Origin of the sequence: Leeuwenhoekiella palythoae (assembly GCF_900130045.1) — a bacterium.
Taxonomy (GTDB): Bacteria; Bacteroidota; Bacteroidia; order Flavobacteriales; family Flavobacteriaceae; genus Leeuwenhoekiella; species Leeuwenhoekiella palythoae.
On sequence record NZ_FQXT01000005.1, the window covers coordinates 1 to 20,620 of the forward strand.

Annotated in this window: 18 protein-coding genes; 1 reads left to right on the forward strand and 17 read right to left on the reverse strand. The window is 40.8% G+C overall.

Features of this window, described 5'->3' with window-relative positions:
* Together BUA96_RS13275 and BUA96_RS13280 are read right to left on the reverse strand one after the other, a co-directional pair.
* Positions 1-1,553 (reverse strand): immunoglobulin domain-containing protein (locus BUA96_RS13275; protein ID WP_455565125.1); only part of this gene is annotated, 1,553 nt, incomplete at its 3' end.
* A gap of 540 nt (positions 1,554-2,093) precedes the next feature.
* Positions 2,094-3,362, reverse strand: a complete 1,269-nt coding sequence (locus BUA96_RS13280; RefSeq protein ID WP_072983908.1) for an NAD(P)/FAD-dependent oxidoreductase — start codon at positions 3,360-3,362, stop codon at positions 2,094-2,096.
* Positions 3,363-3,665: 303 nt separating this feature from the next.
* Here BUA96_RS13280 and fbp point away from each other — a divergent pair, with 303 nt between their 5' ends.
* Positions 3,666-4,673, forward strand: a complete 1,008-nt coding sequence (fbp, locus tag BUA96_RS13285; protein ID WP_072983910.1) for a class 1 fructose-bisphosphatase — start codon at positions 3,666-3,668, stop codon at positions 4,671-4,673.
* A gap of 92 nt (positions 4,674-4,765) precedes the next feature.
* Here fbp and BUA96_RS13290 read toward each other — a convergent pair whose 3' ends face one another.
* The 15 genes from BUA96_RS13290 to BUA96_RS13360 all read right to left on the reverse strand — a co-directional run bounded on the left by BUA96_RS13290 (position 4,766) and on the right by BUA96_RS13360 (position 20,574).
* Positions 4,766-5,644, reverse strand: a complete 879-nt coding sequence (locus BUA96_RS13290) for an ATP-binding cassette domain-containing protein (RefSeq protein ID WP_072983912.1) — start codon at positions 5,642-5,644, stop codon at positions 4,766-4,768.
* Positions 5,641-6,312, reverse strand: a complete 672-nt coding sequence (gene modB, locus BUA96_RS13295) for a molybdate ABC transporter permease subunit (protein ID WP_072983913.1) — start codon at positions 6,310-6,312, stop codon at positions 5,641-5,643. Before modB ends, BUA96_RS13290 begins: the two co-directional genes overlap by 4 nt.
* Positions 6,309-6,713 carry a TOBE domain-containing protein gene (locus BUA96_RS17155; protein ID WP_084673170.1) on the reverse strand — a complete coding sequence of 135 codons (405 nt, stop codon included), beginning with the start codon at positions 6,711-6,713 and terminating at the stop codon, positions 6,309-6,311. The genes modB and BUA96_RS17155 overlap by 4 nt, the downstream gene beginning before the upstream one ends.
* Positions 6,706-7,476 (reverse strand): molybdate ABC transporter substrate-binding protein, encoded by a 771-nt coding sequence (gene modA, locus BUA96_RS13305; protein ID WP_072983915.1) that lies wholly within the window; start codon positions 7,474-7,476, stop codon positions 6,706-6,708. The genes BUA96_RS17155 and modA overlap by 8 nt, the downstream gene beginning before the upstream one ends.
* A 31-nt stretch (positions 7,477-7,507) precedes the next feature.
* Positions 7,508-7,786: a CBU_0592 family membrane protein gene (locus tag BUA96_RS13310; protein WP_072983917.1), complete on the reverse strand. Its 279-nt coding sequence runs from the start codon at positions 7,784-7,786 to the stop codon at positions 7,508-7,510.
* A gap of 22 nt (positions 7,787-7,808) precedes the next feature.
* Complete coding sequence (locus BUA96_RS13315) at positions 7,809-8,294, reverse strand: MarR family winged helix-turn-helix transcriptional regulator (RefSeq protein ID WP_072983919.1); 486 nt, start codon at positions 8,292-8,294, stop codon at positions 7,809-7,811.
* 161 nt (positions 8,295-8,455) lie between these two features.
* Positions 8,456-9,013 (reverse strand): YIP1 family protein, encoded by a 558-nt coding sequence (locus BUA96_RS13320; protein WP_072983921.1) that lies wholly within the window; start codon positions 9,011-9,013, stop codon positions 8,456-8,458.
* Between the two features lie 181 nt (positions 9,014-9,194).
* Positions 9,195-9,542, reverse strand: a complete 348-nt coding sequence (locus tag BUA96_RS13325) for a cupin domain-containing protein (protein ID WP_072983923.1) — start codon at positions 9,540-9,542, stop codon at positions 9,195-9,197.
* Between the two features lie 4 nt (positions 9,543-9,546).
* Positions 9,547-10,716 carry a mannonate dehydratase gene (uxuA, locus tag BUA96_RS13330; RefSeq protein ID WP_072983925.1) on the reverse strand — a complete coding sequence of 390 codons (1,170 nt, stop codon included), beginning with the start codon at positions 10,714-10,716 and terminating at the stop codon, positions 9,547-9,549.
* 15 nt (positions 10,717-10,731) lie between these two features.
* Positions 10,732-11,547, reverse strand: coding sequence for an SDR family oxidoreductase (locus BUA96_RS13335; protein WP_072983927.1), 816 nt, complete (start codon positions 11,545-11,547; stop codon positions 10,732-10,734).
* Positions 11,548-11,569: 22 nt separating this feature from the next.
* Positions 11,570-12,355: a rhamnogalacturonan acetylesterase gene (locus BUA96_RS13340; protein ID WP_072983929.1), complete on the reverse strand. Its 786-nt coding sequence runs from the start codon at positions 12,353-12,355 to the stop codon at positions 11,570-11,572.
* A 5-nt stretch (positions 12,356-12,360) separates the two neighbouring features.
* Positions 12,361-14,259 (reverse strand): pectinesterase family protein, encoded by a 1,899-nt coding sequence (locus tag BUA96_RS13345; protein WP_233430650.1) that lies wholly within the window; start codon positions 14,257-14,259, stop codon positions 12,361-12,363.
* Between the two features lie 76 nt (positions 14,260-14,335).
* Entirely contained in the window at positions 14,336-15,964 is a 1,629-nt protein-coding gene (locus tag BUA96_RS13350) for a RagB/SusD family nutrient uptake outer membrane protein (RefSeq protein ID WP_072983932.1), read from the reverse strand.
* Between the two features lie 4 nt (positions 15,965-15,968).
* Positions 15,969-19,082, reverse strand: a complete 3,114-nt coding sequence (locus tag BUA96_RS13355; RefSeq protein WP_233430651.1) for a SusC/RagA family TonB-linked outer membrane protein — start codon at positions 19,080-19,082, stop codon at positions 15,969-15,971.
* 37 nt (positions 19,083-19,119) lie between these two features.
* The gene (locus BUA96_RS13360) at positions 19,120-20,574 is read right to left on the reverse strand and encodes a glycoside hydrolase family 28 protein (RefSeq protein WP_072983934.1); all 1,455 of its coding nucleotides are present in this window, start codon (positions 20,572-20,574) and stop codon (positions 19,120-19,122) included.
* Positions 20,575-20,620: the final 46 nt, after the last annotated feature.

The following is a 20,620-nucleotide window of genomic DNA, read 5'->3' on the forward strand; positions in this document are numbered from 1 at the left end:
GTAATTCCATCTTCTACTAAACCATCAGTGATCGGCAGCGTTCCGTTAGCATCTAAGTAATAGTTGAAGCTTCCATTTATCGTTGCTGTGGGAACGATAGTAAGCAGCTCCGGAAGACAGATCGGAAGATCAAATCCTAAAACAGTGATATCGCCGGATTCCGGTAAGGGATTGACAGTCACCTCCACAGCCACGCGGCCGGATTCTTCGGTACAACCCGCTAAAAAGGAGGCTACATAAAAAGTAGTATCTTCTGACAATGCCGCAGTGGTAAAGGTTTCACCGCTGGCTGTGGTTGCCAGTAAATTACCGCCAACCTCGCTGTCATACCAGCGCAGTTCTGCTCCCGCACTCGCCGTAGTCGCCACTAAAGAAGCGCTCTCTCCCTCGCATACTTCAACATCTTCTGAAGCAGCATCGATAACGGGAATTCCGGGAGTGATCGCTACATCATATAAGTCTAATCTTTGAAAAACATTAACTCCTAATAAGGAGGTGTAACGTACCACAATGCGGTCTGCAGGTCCAGCGACGTCAAAAGGAACCTGCGCGACAGCACCGCCTTGCAAAAGACCCAAAAGATCAAGATTTAATAGGGATGAAAGACTCGAACTCGAGACTAATGTAGGACCATTGTAGGCCTCAAAGGTGATATTGTTAACCACTCCTAAAGCCAACAATGTTGGATCTACTCTTAAACTGATTTTAAAATCTTCAGTGGGCTGTGATGGGACACCAAAATAAACTATTTGCTCTATAGATGCAGCTACGTCCAACACCCCAAGACTCAATTCTGAGAAAGAGTTGGGATCATTATCTATAGCATTTTCAGGATTATTGACTCCTGCTCCTCCCAGTTGCAATAGATCAAGACTAAGACCGTCTCCATCATAAGAGGTGTAAAGTGGATCATTACACGTTAAAGCGCCAGAATTATAAAATGCGCCTCTCACATTTAATGTTCTCGTATTACCTAAACCTAGAAGCGAACCTATACTATTAGTGATGCGTATACTGCTGTATGATTGATTTGGGGTCATAGCAATATACATCGCACCACTAACATCTGTTACCACACGCACTCGGGGAGAATCAAAGGTATTAGGGTCAGAGGAGTCTGCGCTAAGCACCGTTGTTGTGCCCGATCTGGCTTCGACTGTAAATTCTTGATTTCCGATAAGGACTACCCCAAGAACATCTCCTAATAGATTACCCAGACCACCACCTAGCAGAACGCGAAGAAGTTCATCCTGAGTATCTATGCGTATGAAGGTTGTGGTATTTGCTGCTACCGGAGTATCGTAGCCTATCTCAATAAAACTGTTATAAGCTCCTATACCTAATGCCAAGCCACTATTAGCTTCTAGCTCTGCAGTGGTATTTAGATCACCATCTACAGCAAAAGAACCGTTAACTACGTGATCTGTATCAATATCAACTAAGTTAGTTGCAAACGTCTGTGTTTGCCCTAAAGCATTTTGCCCTATACTGCATACAAGGAGCAGGCAAAAGATGGATTTGAAAATAAAATTTCGAAAAGTAAAGTTCACCATAGTTACTTTGTTTTAAGGTTGAGAGGTTATTTTTAAAACGTTAAATCTGAGCAATAAAAGCCTAGACCAACAACCATATATAGTTGTCAGTCAAGATTTTAAAATGTAAATAGGGGTGAGAAAATTTTGACATAAGTATGGCTAAAAACCCTCTTAAATGTCAAAATGAACGTCTACTCTGGAAAATTTGTAATGAGAGTATTAACTTTTGTTTATACTAAGCTAGACAAGGATTCTTTAAAAAACACAAAAACGGGATAAAAAACACAACTTTATCGGTTTAGTTTGGGTGTTTTTTAATTTTTTACAAGTGTAATTTTATTTATCGTAGGAATGTGACTCGGAAATATAAACGCATATTACTGTTTTATACAAGTAATTAGTTTTTACAACTACCACTATATCAGCATTTAATAGTCGTTCATCCTGAATCAAAGGAGTAAATCGATTTATGTGAGAAGATTCAGAATTAAAAAAAACGATTTACTTCCATAGAAAAATAACTCGTAAGAATATTCTTAATAACTAAAACCGCATAAGCTATTTCCGCTTTGTGTTTGGTCTTATGATCAGTCTGAGATCTTGATTTTGGGTAAGGTATTCTGTAGACCAGTTGTAGAACGTACGCACTCTATTTCGATAATCAATTAAAGCAAATAGGTGTACAAATAGCCATACAAACCATGCCACAAAGCCATTGAAGTGTAGTTTTGGTTTAGGCATATCGGCAACAGCTTTACTGCTCCCAATAATCGCCATAGATCCTTTATCAAGATAATTGAAGGGTTTGGGCGGTTTTCCTTTAGCCATTCGGTCCAGGTTTTTAGCTAATACTCTTCCTTGTTGCATGGCTACTTGGGCAAGTTGCGGATGCCCTGTAGGAAAATCTGAGTCAGCAGTGCTTATTGAAGCATCACCAATAGCATAAATATCCTGTACATTTTCGACCTTATTATAGGCATCCACTTTTAACCGGTTACCGCGTTCATAAGCTATATCTGGGATTCCTTTAAATCGAAAGCCGGTCACGCCCGTCGCCCAGATAAGGTTTTTGCTATAAATATGAGAACCATCTTTCATCATAACTTTTTCGCCATCAAAATCTACAACTCGCGTGTTAAGCAAAACTTCCACACCTGCTTTTTGTAGTTTTTTAAGCGTGTATTGCTGACTTTTCTCACTCATAGGCGAAAGCAGCTCTCCCCCACCGTTGATCAAATAAATTCGGCTTCCGGAACCTATGAGCTCAGGAAATTCTTTTCTTATAGTATGGTTACGCAACTCTGCAAAAACACCGGAAATTTCAACTCCGGTAGGACCGCCTCCCGCAACCACCATATTTAAATAGGGTAAACGTTGTGACTTATCATCTATACGCGTGGCTTCTTCAAGTCGCTGTAGTAAAAGATTACGCATTTCTAATGCGTCTTCAAGCGTCTTCATGGGAATCGCATGCTTTTCAATCTGATCAAGTCCAAAATAATTGGTTTGCGTTCCCGTAGCCAATACCAAATAATCGTAGTGTAGCGTACCGTTATTCAAAATGATCTGATGATTTTCAGGCTGAACTTCTAAAAATTCTCCCATTCTAAACCTAAAATTTGCCTGGCCTCTAAAAAGGTTTCTAAACGGAAAAGTAATACTCGAAGGATCAAGATATCCCGTGGATACTTGATACAACAAGGGCGGAAAGAAATTGTAATTATTTTTATCTACTAAGGTGACTTGGTAGTACGATACTTTACTTAGTTTTTTAGCAAGATTGATTCCGGCAAAGCCTCCCCCAATAATTACAATATGTTTACTCATAAATTCTAGTATTAAGCTCGAAATTAGCGGTTTTCTTGGAGTTAGCTTTGATTTTAAAACAATTTTAATGCTTTATTTACGGCGCTACTTAAAGCGTTATTTCTTACAAAAAACTTCCGCTAATAACTCTTAAATTAAAAGTATACTGAGGCTTTTAATCACAAAACTTTGCTTTAACTTTACTACGAATTCTTTGCCAAATAATCAATAAAAAGTCAAAGTAATCGATTGTAAAAAATGTATTTGATACATTTTTTAATAAAAAAGTAATTTTATTACATAGACCAACCAGAACACACTTTTATGGAAAGACACACCACGCTTGGCGAATTTATCGTTCAAAACCAAAAAGATTTCCCGTATGCTAAAGGCGAACTCACCTCGCTTCTGAGCGCTATTAGGCTCGCCGGAAAAATGGTAAATCAAGAAATCAACAAAGCCGGACTTGCAGAAATACGCGGAAAAGCCGGTCAAGAAAATGTACAAGGAGAATCCCAAGCAAAACTAGATGTACTCGCCAATGATATGTTTATCAGCACACTACGTGATCGTGGCGATATTTGCGGTTTGGCCTCAGAAGAACTTGAAGATTTTGTAGTTTTTAATGAGGAGCAACATAAAAATGCCAATTATGTAGTGCTTATTGACCCGCTTGATGGTTCTTCAAATATTGATGTTGATATAACGGTAGGTACCATTTTTAGCATTTATCGCAGAATCAGCCCGGTGGGGACGCCTGTAACTTTAGAAGATTTTCTACAACCCGGTATCAATCAGGTTGCTGCGGGCTATCTCATCTACGGAACCTCAACAATGCTAGTGTATACCACAGGAAATGGTACTCACGGCTTTACTTTTGATCCCGGAATTGGATCTTTTTTTCTCTCTCATCCTAATATGAAATATCCGGAATCTGGTAGAATTTATTCGGTAAATGAAGGGAATTATGTGCACTTTCCGCAAGGAATTAAAAAGTTTATACGTTGGGCGCAAGAGCTTAAAGAAGAAGAAAACAGACCTTTTACTTCACGTTACATCGGTTCGCTGGTGGCTGATTTTCACAGAAACATGTTGCTAGGCGGAGTCTATTTATATCCTGAAGGAACTAAAGCTCCCAAGGGTAAGCTGCGTCTAAATTACGAATGTAATCCTATGGCTTTTCTTACAGAACAAGCGGGAGGAAAAGCTTCTGACGGTTACGGTCGCATTATGGAACGTATTCCTAACGAACTGCACGAGCGCGCTCCTTTTTATTGCGGATGCACCACTGAAGTGGAAAAAATTGAATGGTTTTTACAACAGAAGGATTAAATGCGTTTCTCTGAATAGAAGTAAACCTTCTCAAAATATTATGCGCTTCAACAGCAACAAAAAAAAAATCCGGAAGACGGCTTCCGGATTTTTTATGCTTCTAATTTATAAAGTATAGGATTAAAGGCTTTTGAGACGACTATCACCTGATCGCCCAAAGCAAGCGCTTGGGCTTCGTGATGCTGTACTACTACTTTAACCACTTGCGTATGAATGCGCACACTCACGACGCTGATGATCTCTTCCCTTTCAACCTTGACAACCACTCCCGGAAATTTGAATTTTCCGCTTAAATTTTGATTGGTAAAGACAGTATCGGGCGAGCCTATTTTATTGATCCTTCCTTGTTCTAAACAAACCACCTTGTCAGCCAACTTGATAATTTCGCCTACCTCGTGAGATATTAAAATTGTGGTTAGATCGTAGCGCTCTTGAACGCGCTTTAAATATTCATGAAGTTTAAAACGTATGGTATTATCTAGCGCTGCAAAGGGCTCATCAAGCAATAATAGTTTTGGTTTTTGCACCAAGGCCCGCGCTAGCGCCACACGCTGTTTTTGTCCGCCGCTTAGTGTTTCGGGTTTGCGGTGTTCCAGTTGCTGCAACTCCATCACCTCTAAAAGTTCGTCTATACTGTTAGTACCATCGTTTTTTCCTTTGGCAAAAATCAGATTCTCTAAGACCGTCATATGACCAAACAAGGCATAATCTTGAAAAACAAAACCTATACTGCGCTCCTGAGGTTTTTTATTGATTTTTTTTGAACTGTCGTACCAGACTTCATTGTTTACAACGAGACTTCCACGATCTGGAGTCATCAATCCGCTGATCATTCTTAAAGTAGAAGTTTTCCCCGCGCCAGACGCTCCATAGATTGTGGTAAATTGACCAGCTTCTAAAGCCAGTTTCAGTTCAAGATCAAAACTACCTGCTCCCCCATCTAATGTTTTAGTAAAATCAATCTCGATCATTTATAAAGACTTTTAAAATGATTTCCGTTCACGAGATACACGACAAGTAAAATGCAAAAAGTAATCGCAAAGAGAATAAAAGAATATAGATGAGCAGCATCGTAATTGAGAGCTTCGACCTCATCATAAATCGCGATAGATGCTACTTTTGTTTTCCCCGGAATATTGCCACCTATCATCAGCACTACTCCAAATTCACCCACGGTATGTGCAAAAGACAATACAATACCGGTAAGTAATGCGGGTTTGATCTGCGGAAGTTGCACCTTAAAAAACGTTTCCCAAGTGGACTTGCCCATCACATAAGCAGCCTCTGTTACTGATCGCGGAATGCTGCTCAAACCTGACTGTAGCGGGTGAACCATAAACGGCAAACTATAAAGTACAGACGCGACGGTCAAACCCGCAAACGAAAATACCAACTTAACACCCAGCCACTCGTTGAGCCAATTTCCGAAGAAATTATTAGGACTGAAAGCCATTAAAAAATAGAACCCCAAAACCGTGGGCGGTAATACCAGAGGCATACTCACCAGCGTCTCAATGACCGGTTTGATCTTAGCTTTTGTTGTGCTTAACCACCGGGCCAAGGGTAATGCAACCACTAGCAAAATAAAAGTGGTAAGTACCGCTAGTTTAAACGTGAGGATAAGAGGTTCCCAATTCATAAACCACGCAACATTACTTCGTTTAACTTGATCATCGCGATCACCTTCTTGCCTTCTTGCAGTTCTAAACGCGATGCAGAATCTGTGCTTATGATAGCTATGAGCACACCGGCATCTGACTGTAATTTGAGTTTAGTAAGTAACGCTCCTTTTTCTACGGAAACAATACTTGCAGGAATGCGGTTTTGCAAACTGATCTGCGGCACTTCTGCAGTGGCAATGATCACTTCGGTTTCTTTAAAAAGTACAGCAACCGAAGCTTCAGATTGAAGATAGGTCGCAGTTTCAGGCGTGTCGATCACGATGGCTTTTAGCTGAAGTTTAGGTGTAACTTCAACCAACACCAAACTAAGATTGCCATTAACTTGAATGGTTTTAATATTTCCGTTGAAACTATTCACCTACCGAATATCCAAAATCTTGAAGAATTTTCTGTGCTTCTTCGGTAAAAAGATAAGCATAAAATGCTTCTGCCTGTTGCTTTTTTGCTGCATCCTGTGAGATCCTCACAACCCCTTGCGCTATAGGTTTGTATAAGGAATCAGCTACCGGCGCCCAGAATCCTTTGGTTTTTAAAGAAGGTGCTTTTACTACCGAAAGTGCGGTAAATCCTATTTCGGCTGCGCCGGAAATAATAAACTGATTGGTTTGTGCAATACTTTCGCCATAGACCAACTTATCAGCCACAGCCTCCTCCAATTGCAATGTACTTAACGCAGCAACCGCTGCCTCTCCATAAGGCGCTGTCTTTGGATTGGCCAAAGCAATATGTTTGACCGCATTTGATTGAAGCGTCGCAAATTCAGGTTTGAGTTCGCTACGCAACGTCCAGATAACAAGTTTACCGTATGCGTAAATTCTAGGGGATGTTGCCGCAATACCAGCATCGTAAACCTCCTGCGGATATTTCATATTTGCCGCAACAAAAATATCGTAAGGTGCTCCCGCTTTAAGTTGTGCCGTTAATTTCCCCGAAGAACTGATCACCAATTCACAAGGCACCCCTGTATCTTTAGTAAAATCGTCTGCCAACCGCTGCATTGCAAATTGCATATTAGCAGCGGTGGCAATAGTAAGTTTAGGGTTATCATTAACTTCTTTACAGGCTGTAAAAGCCGTCGTAAAAAGCAGTAGGGAAATGTAAATCCGTTGTAATTTGCGCATACCCGAAGGTACTACAATCGGTGCAACTGCATCAATACCCCTGCGCTTTTCTTTTTCTTTTTCGGTCTTGATACCAATGCCTTTTAGCGCGGTAAATAGAGAGTAAGGCTATAATACTCCAGATCACATTGGTAACTAAAGACGGAATGGCTTTATAATAAAAGCAATTGACCGCAATCAACATTCCTCCTACTAAGTTCATTAAAATACAATAGGTACTAAAATCTTTGTTTTTTACTAGAGTAAGTGCATACGAGAGGACTACAAGAAAAGAGCCCGCCCATCCTGAAATATCGATGAGTAACTTCATAGCCTTTAAAATTTGGAACGTTCTATTCGTTTATAAGTAGTTTATCCATTCGGGTTTTAAAATCAGCTTCCGCCATACGGGCTTCAAGCTGTTCTAATTGTTCAAGCAATAGGGTATTGTGTTCAAGCATTTCTTCAAGCGCTTTATTACCGGCTTCCCAATAGGCTTCTAAAACAGGTAGTTCTTTTTTGGCTTTTTGTGATAAAACCAGGTTATACCTGCGGTTATCTTTAGGATCCAGATTAGAATTGATGTAGCCGCGTTTTTTCATTTTATTTATAAGTTTTACGATCGCCGGATGCGAGAGCTGTAAGGCATCTGCAATTTCGGTTACCGTCATCGTTTCATTTTTCTGAAGAAGTAAAAAGATCATATGCCAATTGGGCTCTATCTCACTGTCGTGTTCTCTATAAAAATCCCGAGTTTGATACATAAAAGCATCACTCAATCTTTTTAATCTACCGGTTAAACCGGCGTAGCCCATTTCAATCAAAAAATCTTCACTCATTCTAAATATGTAACTGGTTACACAAATGTATATTTTTCTTATAGTTCATTTATTAATTCAGCGTTAAATTTTTAAGTGATTTTTGGAGACTTTGTAAGAGCTATTTTACAGGAAAATCAGACCAAGTATTTTTTTCAATAACAATACCGCAAGCCTTTAAATTAAACGATTGCCGAATATAGCACACTGATGAGTAAAATAGGCAGAAGCACTATAAAAATGGGCAGGATCAAATTTAAAAATGCTTTAAAGAGACCTACATTTTGCACTTCTGAAATACCGATCAAAATGAGAACAAACGACCAAATAGATAAAACTATTTCACAAAAAACTGAAGTGTAATAAATCACTTTATCAAAAGAGCTGCCTTTGGTTAAATCTAGATCCTCTTGAAAAACTGCTTCGCCATAAATGGATATTTGAAGCATTAAAAATACTAAAGCTGTAATAGCAGGTAGCATTCCATAAGCCAAGACTCTTACTAGTTCTTTACTAGAAGCGCGCCCTCCTATCCACTTGCCTGTCCAGCTTAACAGCGCTGCGTACAAATAATAAGAGATCCAACCAAGAAGCGCTCCACCAAAGACACTAAATCCAATTACGGAAAGCAAAGACATGCTATCACCAAGATTTTTTTCAATAGCACGATCAAAGGCATTAAAAATACCCGCTAAAAGCAACAGCGTTTGTACAAAGTCATCAATTCCGCGTTGATGCATATACCTTAAATACCCTGCGAGGAGATCGCCATATGTTTATGAATAATTCGCGATGCGTAAAGGTCTCTAATTCGGTATTAGCGGTTGTGTTAGTCATGATTCTTAATCCAAAATGATGTAGATAACAAAAACATCTAAAGTTAGGACTTAATTAAAAAAGCGGCCCTAGAGCCGCTCTTTACTATTCTAAAAAATCTTCCCTCGCCGGATTAAACGAATCGATTAAAATTCCTGCTTCTAGGCATTTTGCTCCGTGTGGTGCGTGCGGCGGCACATAGAAGCCGTCACCAGCTTCTAATAGTTCTGACTTCCCATTGATCGTGATCTCAAATTTTCCCGAAACTACATAGCTGCCCTGAGTGTGAACGTGGTCGTGCACGCTACCTATAGCTCCTTTTTCAAACTTAACACTTACGACCATTAAATCGTTGTTATGTGCTATAATTTGCCTTGTAATCCCTTTATCGGCCTGCTCCCAGGCATTTTTATCTGTTTTAAAAAATACGTCGCTTGTTGCTTTTGTACTCATAAGGTTACTTTTTGTTCTGCATAAATTCTATCCCTGCGATTACCCCGCGTAATTCTGCCAATCCTTTTAAACGGCCTATCGCAGTGTACCCCGGATGTGCGAGCGGTTTTTTGAGATCGTCAAGCATCTGATGGCCGTGATCTGGTCGCATAGGTAATTGCTTCCCTCTTTTCTTTTCCACTTCTAAAAGTGCGTGCACTACAGCAGGCATAGGTACATCGCCCTCCAGATGATTATCCTCAAAAAAGTTGCCCATCGCATCTCTTTTGGTACTACGCAAATGAATGAAATGTATATGGCTGCCGTAATCATCGATCATTTGTACCAAATCATTATCTGCACGCGCTCCAAATGAACCGGTGCAAAAGGTGACTCCGTTATATTTGCTGTCATTATCTTTTAGTAAACGCGCAATATCTGAAGCTTTACTCATTATTCTAGGCAAGCCAAAAAACGGATGCGGCGGATCATCAGGGTGAATCGCCATAGCCACTCCTGCGGCTTCAGCAACTGGTAAAATCTCATCTAAAAAAAGCTTTAAATGCTCCTGTGCTTTTACCTCGTCAATTGAAGCGTATTTATCAATAGCTTCCTGTAATCCCTCGAGACTATATCCTTCTTCAGCGCCCGGGAGACCAGCAATGATTGCATCCTCCAACTTCTGCTTTTCTTCGGTTGAAGCCTTATCAAAAAAGTGTTTCGCTTCGGTTAATATCTTTTCATCATAATCTTTCTCTGCGTTTTTTCGTCTCAGCATAAAACAATCAAAAGCCGCAAGATGCGCCCAATCAAAGCGTAATGCGGTCGCGCCATTTTTTAAAGGATAAGCCAATTGAGTGCGCGTCCAGTCTAAGACCGGCATAAAGTTATAACACACCACCTCAACCCCTATTTCACTAAGGTTAATGAGCGACTGTTTATAGTTATCTATATGTTCTTGAAAAGCTCCGCTTCGGGTTTTTATAGGCTCAGTTACTGGGAGGCTTTCTACGACTTTCCACGTAAGTCCTGCGGCTTCTATTTCAGCTTTGCGTTGTTTTAAAACCTCAACAGACCAAAGCGCACCATTTTCAATTTCGTGCATCGCGTGAACCACACCAGTTGCTCCTACCTGCCTAATATCTTGTAGGGTAACGGGATCTTTATGCCCGTACCATCTCATCGTTTGTATCATTTCTACTTGCTAAAATTAAACTCCGGCAAAAGCCTTAAAACCACCATCTACAGTCACTACGGTTCCGGTTACAAAATTGGCCGCATCGCTGCACAACCAGTGGATAGCTCCATTAAGTTCTTGCGGATCGCCAAATTTACCCAAAGGCGTATGTGCTATGATTTTTTCACCGCGATCGGTAAGGCTTCCATCGCTGTTGGTGAGCAATTCGCGGTTTTGTTCCGTTAGGAAAAACCCCGGAGCCAAAGCGTTTACCCGAATGGGGTTCTCCTGTTTTTGTGCAAACTCGATGGCTAAGAACTGGGTTAGATTTTCGATTCCTGCCTTTGCCGAAGCATAGCCCATCACACGTGTTAACGGTAAATGCGCTGCTACCGAAGAAATGTTCAACACACTACCTTTTTTTGACTTTTCTAATAACGGAAGAAATACCTGCGTAGGTAAAAAGCTGCCTATATAATTTAAATCTATCACCTTGCGCATTTCTTCTACATCAGCATCAGCAAGGCTTTGCTCAGGAAGAATCAACGCGCCTTTCATATTTCCGCCGGCAGCGTTGATCAATACATCTATGTAGCCCAAATGATTCTCGATCGTGTCCTTAGCTGCTTCTAAAGCCTCTTTATTGGTTACATCTGCAACAACGCCCGAAGCTTGGTCTCCCTCTTGTTTGATGCTATCAACCAGTGCGTCTACCTTGCTCTGATTGCGTCCCAATACGACTACGTGAGCACCGGCTGCGGCTAATGAACGCGTCATAGATTCACCCAAAACGCCCGTAGCGCCGCTGATGACAATTATTTTGTTTTCTACTGAAATCAAAGATTTCATATTATTTATTTTTGGTTAGTAATTAGTCTTTCAAGGTAACAATTTCTGCCTCCAAAACTTGAGGTTTAATGTAGTTTTCTAAAGCCAAACCCTGTCTGGCAATTTCTTGCAAAGCCAGTGACGCAATCATCTTCGCGCCGGTGTAGGACAAGTGCGTATCATCGTGTTTTCCATTTTGATAATAAGGATTTTCGCCAGGCTCAAAATGCAAGTGAATGGATTCAGACTTTTCAGGACCCAACTTTCGCTCTAATCGTTCGGTCAGGAATTGCATGTCTATAAACGGAACGTCTAAATCATTGGCCACCATACGCACGACCAGGGGATAATTTCCGTGCGTATCCTCGAGTGTGCCGTGCTCATTGAATTTTCGTCTTACGATTGAAGACATAAGAATTGGTGTTGCTCCGGCTTCTCGGGTTTCCTTTACATAACGCTCTAGATTGTATCTGTACTGTGTAAACGGATTGGTATAGCGCGTACTGTCTTTAAACTTCTGGTCATTATGCCCAAACTGAATGAACACATAATCGCCTTTTTTCAACGTTTCTAGTACGGTTTCCCAGCGCCCTTCCGTAATAAAACTTTTACTGCTGCGCCCATTAACGGCGTGGTTACTGACTTCTATAGCGTCGGTGAGCAATTCCGGAAGCACTTGCCCCCAGCCGTGTTCAGGATTTTCCTCCGGGTTTTTCTTATCGGCCATTGTAGAATCGCCAATAAGATAAAGCGTAGGTTTGTCTTGCGCACTTACCACCGAAAATGTGGCTAAGGTTAAACAAAGTGCTAGTGTTTTTAAATGCTTCATCAAGTCTATTTTAAAATTGAAATTTGTTTATCTGGGTCCCAATGGTCTTTACCGCCGAGAACTTTTTCTTTTGTGTATTGCAGTGCTTCCTCTTCGTAAAGCTGATGTGACCACCACACCCGTTCATCAGGGTTCGCACCGGCTCCTGTAGACTGAAATTCAGCATAAAAAACTGTGCGCTCTTTATGCGGAAACATAGCATCACAGTCCCATACATTCCATCCTTCAGGCATTATGTGATCGCCCAGTTTACTTTCTATAAAAACCGTTTTAGCATACGGGCGCCACGGCCTTCCTAAATATACCTGATCTACGCCTTGAGCTGCGGTAAGGGTGCACTGATTTAAAACATACCCGTATTCTTGAAACTTAGGCGTTGACGCAGCGGTGACATACGAATTTGACAGACTATGAATCTCACAAGCGTCAAAAAATGCTGTGGCCTGCCCAAAAATAAAATCGGTTGTACCTTCAATATAACACGAATCAAACAGTATACGATTCCCTTCTCCCGCGGTGTAGACCGTATCTTGACAACCCAAAATCTTGCAATTTTTGAAAACGGCTCTATCTGCTGCAACGTGTAAGGCTACAGCCTGCCCCTTCTCACACCAAGTATTCTGAATGGTTAGATTTTCAGCATAAAAATCTTGACCTTCCACTTTCAACGTGTATGTGGTAAAGGTGTTGTGTTCCTTATTAGATAAAGAATCTAGTTTACCCGAGTAATCGGAATTCACAAGAACTACTTCGTCTCCAGACATTCCTATAAGAGCAATTTTACGTTTCCAAGCCGGGATCACTATCTTTTCATTATAAACGCCCTCTTTGATCAGAATTTTGACAAATCCGGGACCTAAATCTCGCGTATTACTAATCGCTTCCTGAATGCTTTTATGATCTCCACTACCGTCCTGAGCCACGATGAGAGTTTTATAGACTTCTGAACTTTCTTTATTGAAAACCCGATCTAAAAAAGATAAACTATACTGAAGCGTTTTATCGAACCAAGGTTGAACCAGCCAAAACGAATGTGGTGTACCCGGTAACGTATGTACCTCATTGTATATATCGTGCTGATTTAAAATCTGAAGCATATCATCACGACCTGCGTGAAAACGTGGCTGTGTACTGTTGATAAAAAGGGTGGGTGGCGTTTTTGCATTTACATAAGTTAAAGGCGAAGCTTCCTCCCAATGTTTTAAATTTTCAGAACGCGAACCGTTGAGCCATTGCGCTGCAACTTCCCCTTCTTCTGATTCCGGATGTGTAAAAGATACAATTCCGTCAACATTTATAATCGCCTGTACCGCATCTGAGGTCGTATCCTGCAGGTCTTTATACAGTTCAGAGTTTCCGGTAACACCTACCACAGTAGCCAGTTGTGCTCCTGCCGAATTGCCTAAAATGGCTATCCTGTTTTTATCAATCTTAAACGCTTCAGCTTGATCTCGCATCCAACGAATTGCCGCTTTGAGATCTTTAACCGCTGCGGGATACACTGCTTCTGTACTCAATCTGTATTCTGCGGTGACAGCAACATAGCCGTGGTTTGCTAATTGTAACGCTAAAGGCCTGACATTAGCCTTGCTCCCGCTGATCCAACCCCCGCCGTGAACCAATATGACGGCCGGATACTTTTCCGCCTTAGCGGTAGGGATATAAACGTCTGCCTTTAGTTCTCGACCATTGACACGCTCATACGCCAGATCTTCTAGAACTTTGAAATCACCTGTTTTTAGAGCTTCTATTGGTTTTATAAAAGGATATTCCTTTTTGAGTTTTTCATAAGTCGTCTCTAAGGTATAAGGTTTGACTTCGATGGGCTTTTCCTGTGCAGAAAGTTTCAATGCAGTGCAAACCATCAAAATGAAAAATATCAGACCGTAACGTGTTCTCATCATAAAACCATTTAAAAAGCAGAAAAAAGCTTAACCCAAAATGGGTAAGCTTTTTTCACGCTCAATTAAAATTCAAAAATTACTGGTATGCAGGATTCTGTTCAAAGTCATTATTTTGATTCAAGTCTAAAGCACTTTGCGGAATAGGTCTCAAGATCTTGAGTTCGCCGTTAGCACCATTAAAATTACCTTCTTCAACAAGATAGTGGTATGCCGAAGCTCGCTCGATCAATGTACCAGTACGCTTCAAGTCAAACCAGCGGTGATATTCACCCATTAGTTCGCGCCCACGCTCATCTAAAATATAATCGATATCAAATTCTGCAAGAGTAGCATCAACTACGCCTGCACGCTCACGCACATCATTAAGAAAAGTAAGACCGGTTCCTGGTTGACCAGCTTGTAAATAAGCTTCTGCAGCGATCAAATACGTTTCTCCCAAACGAGATAATACGATATCTCTTCTACTTGTATTTTGCCCAAACGGAGCCTCAGGATCATCAAATTTCTTAAGCGGAATAGTTTGATAATCATTAGTAGGATTTGCCGAAGGCACATAACTTCCGTAAGGGTGATACGTTGCGTCAGGGTGTTCTGCCAGGTATGCATCTTGATCTGCCTGAGTGGCTTCCCAAGCCGGAGCATAGTAATGCGCTACCGGAAGCGTGCTGGTATCATCAACATCATAAAAGTCAAAATAACGACTATACACTTCAGTCATAAAAGTGGCAGCATACCGCTCGTCATCTTCGGTAAAAAGATCTATCGCAAATTGTGTTGGACACAAGGTATAGGTACGGTAAGGTGCGTCACCGGCAACCTCACTTCCACCTTGATACGGACCAAAATAAGCCGTTTGCTGATGTCCTAGATCAAATGGCGCTGTACTCACTGAAGCAGGATCATATTGTACCGAAAATAGAGTTTCTTCCTTTATAGGATAGGTAGGATTTCCCGGTGCCCATAATTCGGCAAAAGATAGATTTAAGCCTTGCCCTGCAATCGCAGCTTCCGCATAAGAAGCAGCTGTAGTGAAATCTGCAGTAGAACCGAAACTTTCATAACCTCTAGTCAAATACACTTTAGCTAACAGATGATTCACTGCACGCTGATTTACTTTTCCCTGATATGCTCCTGAACCTACTTGGTTTAACGCAGCTTCTAGTTCGCTAATGATAAAACCATAGATATTCTCAGCACTTTCTCTAGAAAATTCTAATACCGGTTCTCTAAAATATTCTGTTATTAATGGAACACCTCCATAGGTTTGCACTAATAAAAAGTAGGCATTTGCGCGTAGGTATCGTACTTCACCTAACTGCTGATCAAGTACATCTGTAGATTCGGTTAAATCTGCGTAATACACTGCAGTATTTGCTAACTGAATAGCTCTGTATGCATTGTCATACAATTCTGCCACACCTGAAGAAGACGGGTTAAGGTCAGAATATCTGCTCAATCCTGTGGGTTCTGCGTCACGCCCTTCGGCAAAAAGATCTGTTCCACAAACGTAGATCCAAGGTGCGTTACCATATAATTCACGCAATTGTGAATAATTAGCATTGATAAGCGATTGATAGCCTTCACCGGTAAGATAAAATTCTTCGGCAACGGCAAAAGATTCATTTTCTTCTTCTAAAAAATCTTGGCAGCTGATCACCGTAAACAAAACAGTGAGGCAGCTTATTATATAGGTTATCTTTTTCATCTTCTTAAAATTTTAAATTAAAGCCTAACTGATACGTCACAGAAGCCGGTCTACCTGTATTTAAACTCGCTCCTGCCCATTCTGGGTCATAGCCTTCATAATCTGTAAACACAAATGGGTTAAGCACGTTAGCATAAACTCGCAATGATGTAAAGCCTAATTTCTCTAAGGCGCCATCACCCAGGTTATATCCAAGCGCGATGTTTTTCACTTTTACAAACGATGCATCCTTGTAATAGCCTACGCCATTGTTTCTCCAAAATGAACCTTCATTACGTGGCTGCGGATAGGTATTAGATGCTCTTGCCGGTAAGCCCGCATCGTTGGCAGGAACATACCAGTCTATATCTAATTTTTGACGTCCACGATCACGCGTATTTGCGAAATTAGAGTGGAAGTTACTGTACACTAAAACTCCTTGCGTTACAATTACAGAAGTAGAAAGATCAAAGTTTTTTACACGTAGCGAACTGAAGAAACTTCCGGTCCAATCAGGGTTAGAAGAACCTAAAATGATACGGTCACCATCTGGTGTATATTGACCGTCATTGTTAACATCAAGCAATTTCTCCTGACCTTCTTCCATCCCGTAGCCTGCCGCTTCATCGGCCTCATCTGCCTGCCAGATTCCGGTGAATTTATAATTGTAGATCGCATCTAGAGATTCTCCAATAAATAAGTTGTTCCCTATATCATCTACTTCGCTCTGCCCGTATATAGTACGCAGCTCGTTAGTATTTTTAGTGAACGTAAATTGGGTCGTCCAGGTTACATCTTCGGTCTGAATATTTCGAGTAGTTAAAGCAAGTTCGACACCGCTGTTGTTTACAGAAGCTACGTTTGCATTAATATTAGAAAACCCGGTTTCGCTAGGAAGATCTTGTGTAAATAATAGATCGTCAGAAAGTCTGTCGTAAACATCAACACTACCGGTGATACGATCATTTAAGAATCCAAAATCAACCCCCACGTTAAATTCACGAGTACGCTCCCAACGTAATGCCGCGTTAGCGATTTGCGTTGAGATAAATCCATTAGAAACGGTACCTGCATAATCGTAGTAGGTTTGTGAATTCAGTGTATTTAATGACGAATAAGGATCAATGATATTGTTTCCGGTATAACCAAAACTAGCACGTAATTTTAAGTTGCTTACCGTTGTTGATTCTGCTAAGAAATCCTCGTTAGAGATATTCCAACCCACCGCTGCTGACGGAAATGAATCCCAGCGATTGTCTTCCGGAAATACTGAAGAACCATCCCATCTATTAGATAGGGTTAGTAAATATTTATCATCAAATGAATAATTTAAACGCAATGCATAAGAGCGTAGCGTATTCTTATTGAATCCAGAACCAATATCATACGTACTTTGCTCTCCACTGCCAATGTTATAAAAACTGGTATCAAAAGGCATATTACGTGAAGCCGAATACGAATTTTCGTTACGATTAGAGAAAATACTGTAAAGCCCCAGTAAACTTACATTGTGCTTTTCATCAAAAGTTTTATTGATGTTGAACTGATTATCCCAGGTGTAATTAAAATTCTGGCTTTGATCTAAGCGCGCAGAAGGCAAGTTGTTATTACTGGCACCTGTATTGGTCAATGCTCCCCAAGATCTTCCGCGTCGCGTGTCTGTATAACCCGCAGCGAAAGAAGTTTTGAACGATAGCCAATCTGTTGCTTGATATTGAAAATAACTGTTTCCAATCACGTTCCAACGGCGTACGTTATCGATTGAGTTGTTAATTTCTAAAAGCGGATTGTAGGTACTGGTTTTATTGATTATAAAATCTCCATTTTCATCTACTAATTTTCCAGGTTGTGGAAAAAGCGTAACCCCATCTAAATCATAAGGATCTAAAAATGGATTTAATCGAAATGCTTCACGCATAGCGACATCAGAACCTTGATCCTGATCGATTAATGTAACCGTAACATTAGTACCTAAAGTAAACTTATCATTGATGTTGTGATCAACCCCAAGCTTCAAGGTATATTTATTCAATTCTTCATTATCGATGTTTCCGGTCTCGTTTTGATAGCCAATTCCTAAGTTATATCCCAAACCATTTTCTGCCCTTCCGGAAGCATTTACGTAGGTATTTTGCTGAACACCTGTTTTTAAAACCGCATCATACCAGTCAAAAGATTGATTAGCAGCTACCCGTCTTAAAAGCTCCTCGTTAGAACCATTACCACCCACGGCATTCGCTAATGTTTCGGCAGAAACAGCGCCTGTGTTAGGATCCGTTCCGGCGGTAGCTAAATAAGCAGATTGGTGATAATCCCACCAGGTTTGCGGGTCCATTAATTTTGGTAAACGTGCTACATCTTTAACACCTACAAAAGACTCCACACTAACGGTTAGTCCGCCTTTTGCACCTGCACCACTGCGTGTGGTTACGATCACAACCCCGTTAGATCCACGAGAACCATAGATCGCAGTAGATGAAGCATCTTTTAAGATATCCATTCGCTCTATATCCTGTGGATTTAAGAAATCGATGTTATCAGTAGGAACGCCGTCAACTACAAAAAGAGGGTCACCGCCACCGCCAATTGAATTCTGACCACGAATGGTGATATTAAAACCATCACCAATACGACCGGTAGAGTTACTTACCTGCACCCCGGGCACTAAACCTTGTAAAGATTCAACGGGATTGGTTATGTTTCTTTCGGTTAGACTTTCAGAACCTATAGTACCAACGGCACCTGTTAGATCTGATTTTTTTACGGTTCCATAACCTACTACGACCACTTCATTTAAAGACTGAACATCTGTCTCCAACGATATCGTAAAGGTACTTTGAGAACCCACTGCTACATTTTTAGTAAGAAATCCCACATAGCTCACCACTAAAGTGGCATCATCTCCGGGTACTTCTAGCTGAAAATTACCGTCAAAATCAGTTACCGTAGCATAATTGGTTCCTTCAACTACGATATTTACACCGGGCAACGGCATACTGTCATCTGCAGAAGTAACCGTACCGGTAATCGTGCGTGTGTCCTGAGCAAATCCAGGTACCGAAAAAAGGCAGCTTGCCAGCACTAAAAGCAAGCCAATCTTTTTTCGAATAAGAAAATTTGTGTGTGTATTTCTCATCATGTTAAATTTGATTGTTTCTGTTTGTAATTGTTTCTGTTTACTTTTCTCCGTATTTCTCGTTATTAATAGTTGTATTTACATAGTTTATAGGTTCGCAATTTTCAATCTTCAATGGAGTCGCCGCATTTTTGATGCTTACATTTTTTAAGCTGATTCCCGTCACCGGCTTTTCTTCTCTACCTTGAATCAACAGCCCATATTTCCCTCCATTTTCTACCGTAACATTTTCTAAGTTGATGTTTTTTATAGTTGGAATAAAGTCCCCTTCTTGAGTTCCGTAGATGCCATAATACGTATTGATCTTAAGCACCGCTTCTTTTACCTGACCGACTTCAACATCCTTCACATAGACGTTTTCAACAAAACCACCTCTCAACGTGTTGGTCTTAATTCTTATAGCACGATCCAGATTTGGACTGTTCATCGTACACTCGCGTACAAATACGTTACGTACCCCAGCGGAGATCTCACTGCCCATAACCACACCACCGTGACCATCTTTCATATCACAGTTTTCAACCACAATGTTCTCACTAGGAATATTTACACGACGACCATCACCGTTCCGTCCAGACTTTATTGCGATACAGTCATCACCAGTATTAAAGTTGCAATTGGTGATGTGCACATATTTTGAATATTCAGGATCGCAGCCATCATTATTAGGACCGTGGCTGTTCACAGTAACCCCGTCTACGGTTATATATTTTGATTTTAGCGGATGAATGACCCAGAACGGCGCATTGGTAAAAGTCACTCCTTGAATCAAAACATTTTCACATTCCAGCGTTTGTAAAAACAAGGGGCGTAGTTGATGGCCTTCTCCAAAAATGCGCTCTTCAACCGGAGTACCATCTTCGATCATTGTAAAAAGCGTGGGCAAATTATGTTCATCTTTTTGCTGTGGCTCTCCCTCTTTGTGCCCATAACGCTCTGCACCACACCACGGCCACCAATTCTCTGAATTCGCCTGACCATTAAAAGTTCCGTTGCCTGTTACTGCAATGTTTTTCTGCCCTTTAGCATAGATGAGCGGAGAATAATTCATGATTTCCATCCCCTCATACGATGTATGCACTGCTGGTAAATAAGCGCTCTTATCTGTGGTAAATAAGACTTCAGCATCAGCATCTAGGTGTAAATTCACATTTGATTTTAAGTGAATTGGGCCTGTTAAATACGTTCCTTTTGGTACTAAAACTTTACCACCACCCGCCTGATTGCAAGCGTCAATAGCAGCTTTAAAAGCTTCCGTATTTAAAGTTGTTCCATCTGCTACAGCTCCGTATTCATTAATATTGAATACCGAATCCTGAAAAGTCACTGTTCCGATCTCTTCGATGATGGCATCAGCCTGTGCCCAAACATTTTCAGTTTGTGCTAAATCTGCTTTAGATTGCTCATCTTTCTTCTTACAGGAAACTGAAACTAAACCAACCGCAATTGCGGTTAGAAGAAGGTAGCGAAATCGATTTCTTAAAATGGGTAGCATAGATTAATAAACTGGTTATCTAAATGGGTTTGATCAAATTACTCGT

What these genes read in the sequence shown, in the direction of transcription:
- BUA96_RS13280 (WP_072983908.1), bottom strand. Translation starts at nt 3,362, where the DNA reads ATGAGTAAACATATTGTAATTATTGGGGGAGGCTTTGCCGGAATCAAT.
- fbp (WP_072983910.1), top strand. Translation starts at nt 3,666, where the DNA reads ATGGAAAGACACACCACGCTTGGCGAATTTATCGTTCAAAACCAAAAA.
- BUA96_RS13290 (WP_072983912.1), bottom strand. Translation starts at nt 5,644, where the DNA reads ATGATCGAGATTGATTTTACTAAAACATTAGATGGGGGAGCAGGTAGT.
- modB (WP_072983913.1), bottom strand. Translation starts at nt 6,312, where the DNA reads ATGAATTGGGAACCTCTTATCCTCACGTTTAAACTAGCGGTACTTACC.
- modA (WP_072983915.1), bottom strand. Translation starts at nt 7,476, where the DNA reads ATGCGCAAATTACAACGGATTTACATTTCCCTACTGCTTTTTACGACG.
- BUA96_RS13310 (WP_072983917.1), bottom strand. Translation starts at nt 7,786, where the DNA reads ATGAAGTTACTCATCGATATTTCAGGATGGGCGGGCTCTTTTCTTGTA.
- BUA96_RS13315 (WP_072983919.1), bottom strand. Translation starts at nt 8,294, where the DNA reads ATGAGTGAAGATTTTTTGATTGAAATGGGCTACGCCGGTTTAACCGGT.
- BUA96_RS13320 (WP_072983921.1), bottom strand. Translation starts at nt 9,013, where the DNA reads ATGCATCAACGCGGAATTGATGACTTTGTACAAACGCTGTTGCTTTTA.
- BUA96_RS13325 (WP_072983923.1), bottom strand. Translation starts at nt 9,542, where the DNA reads ATGAGTACAAAAGCAACAAGCGACGTATTTTTTAAAACAGATAAAAAT.
- uxuA (WP_072983925.1), bottom strand. Translation starts at nt 10,716, where the DNA reads ATGATACAAACGATGAGATGGTACGGGCATAAAGATCCCGTTACCCTA.
- BUA96_RS13335 (WP_072983927.1), bottom strand. Translation starts at nt 11,547, where the DNA reads ATGAAATCTTTGATTTCAGTAGAAAACAAAATAATTGTCATCAGCGGC.
- BUA96_RS13340 (WP_072983929.1), bottom strand. Translation starts at nt 12,355, where the DNA reads ATGAAGCATTTAAAAACACTAGCACTTTGTTTAACCTTAGCCACATTT.
- BUA96_RS13345 (WP_233430650.1), bottom strand. Translation starts at nt 14,259, where the DNA reads ATGATGAGAACACGTTACGGTCTGATATTTTTCATTTTGATGGTTTGC.
- BUA96_RS13350 (WP_072983932.1), bottom strand. Translation starts at nt 15,964, where the DNA reads ATGAAAAAGATAACCTATATAATAAGCTGCCTCACTGTTTTGTTTACG.
- BUA96_RS13355 (WP_233430651.1), bottom strand. Translation starts at nt 19,082, where the DNA reads ATGATGAGAAATACACACACAAATTTTCTTATTCGAAAAAAGATTGGC.
- BUA96_RS13360 (WP_072983934.1), bottom strand. Translation starts at nt 20,574, where the DNA reads ATGCTACCCATTTTAAGAAATCGATTTCGCTACCTTCTTCTAACCGCA.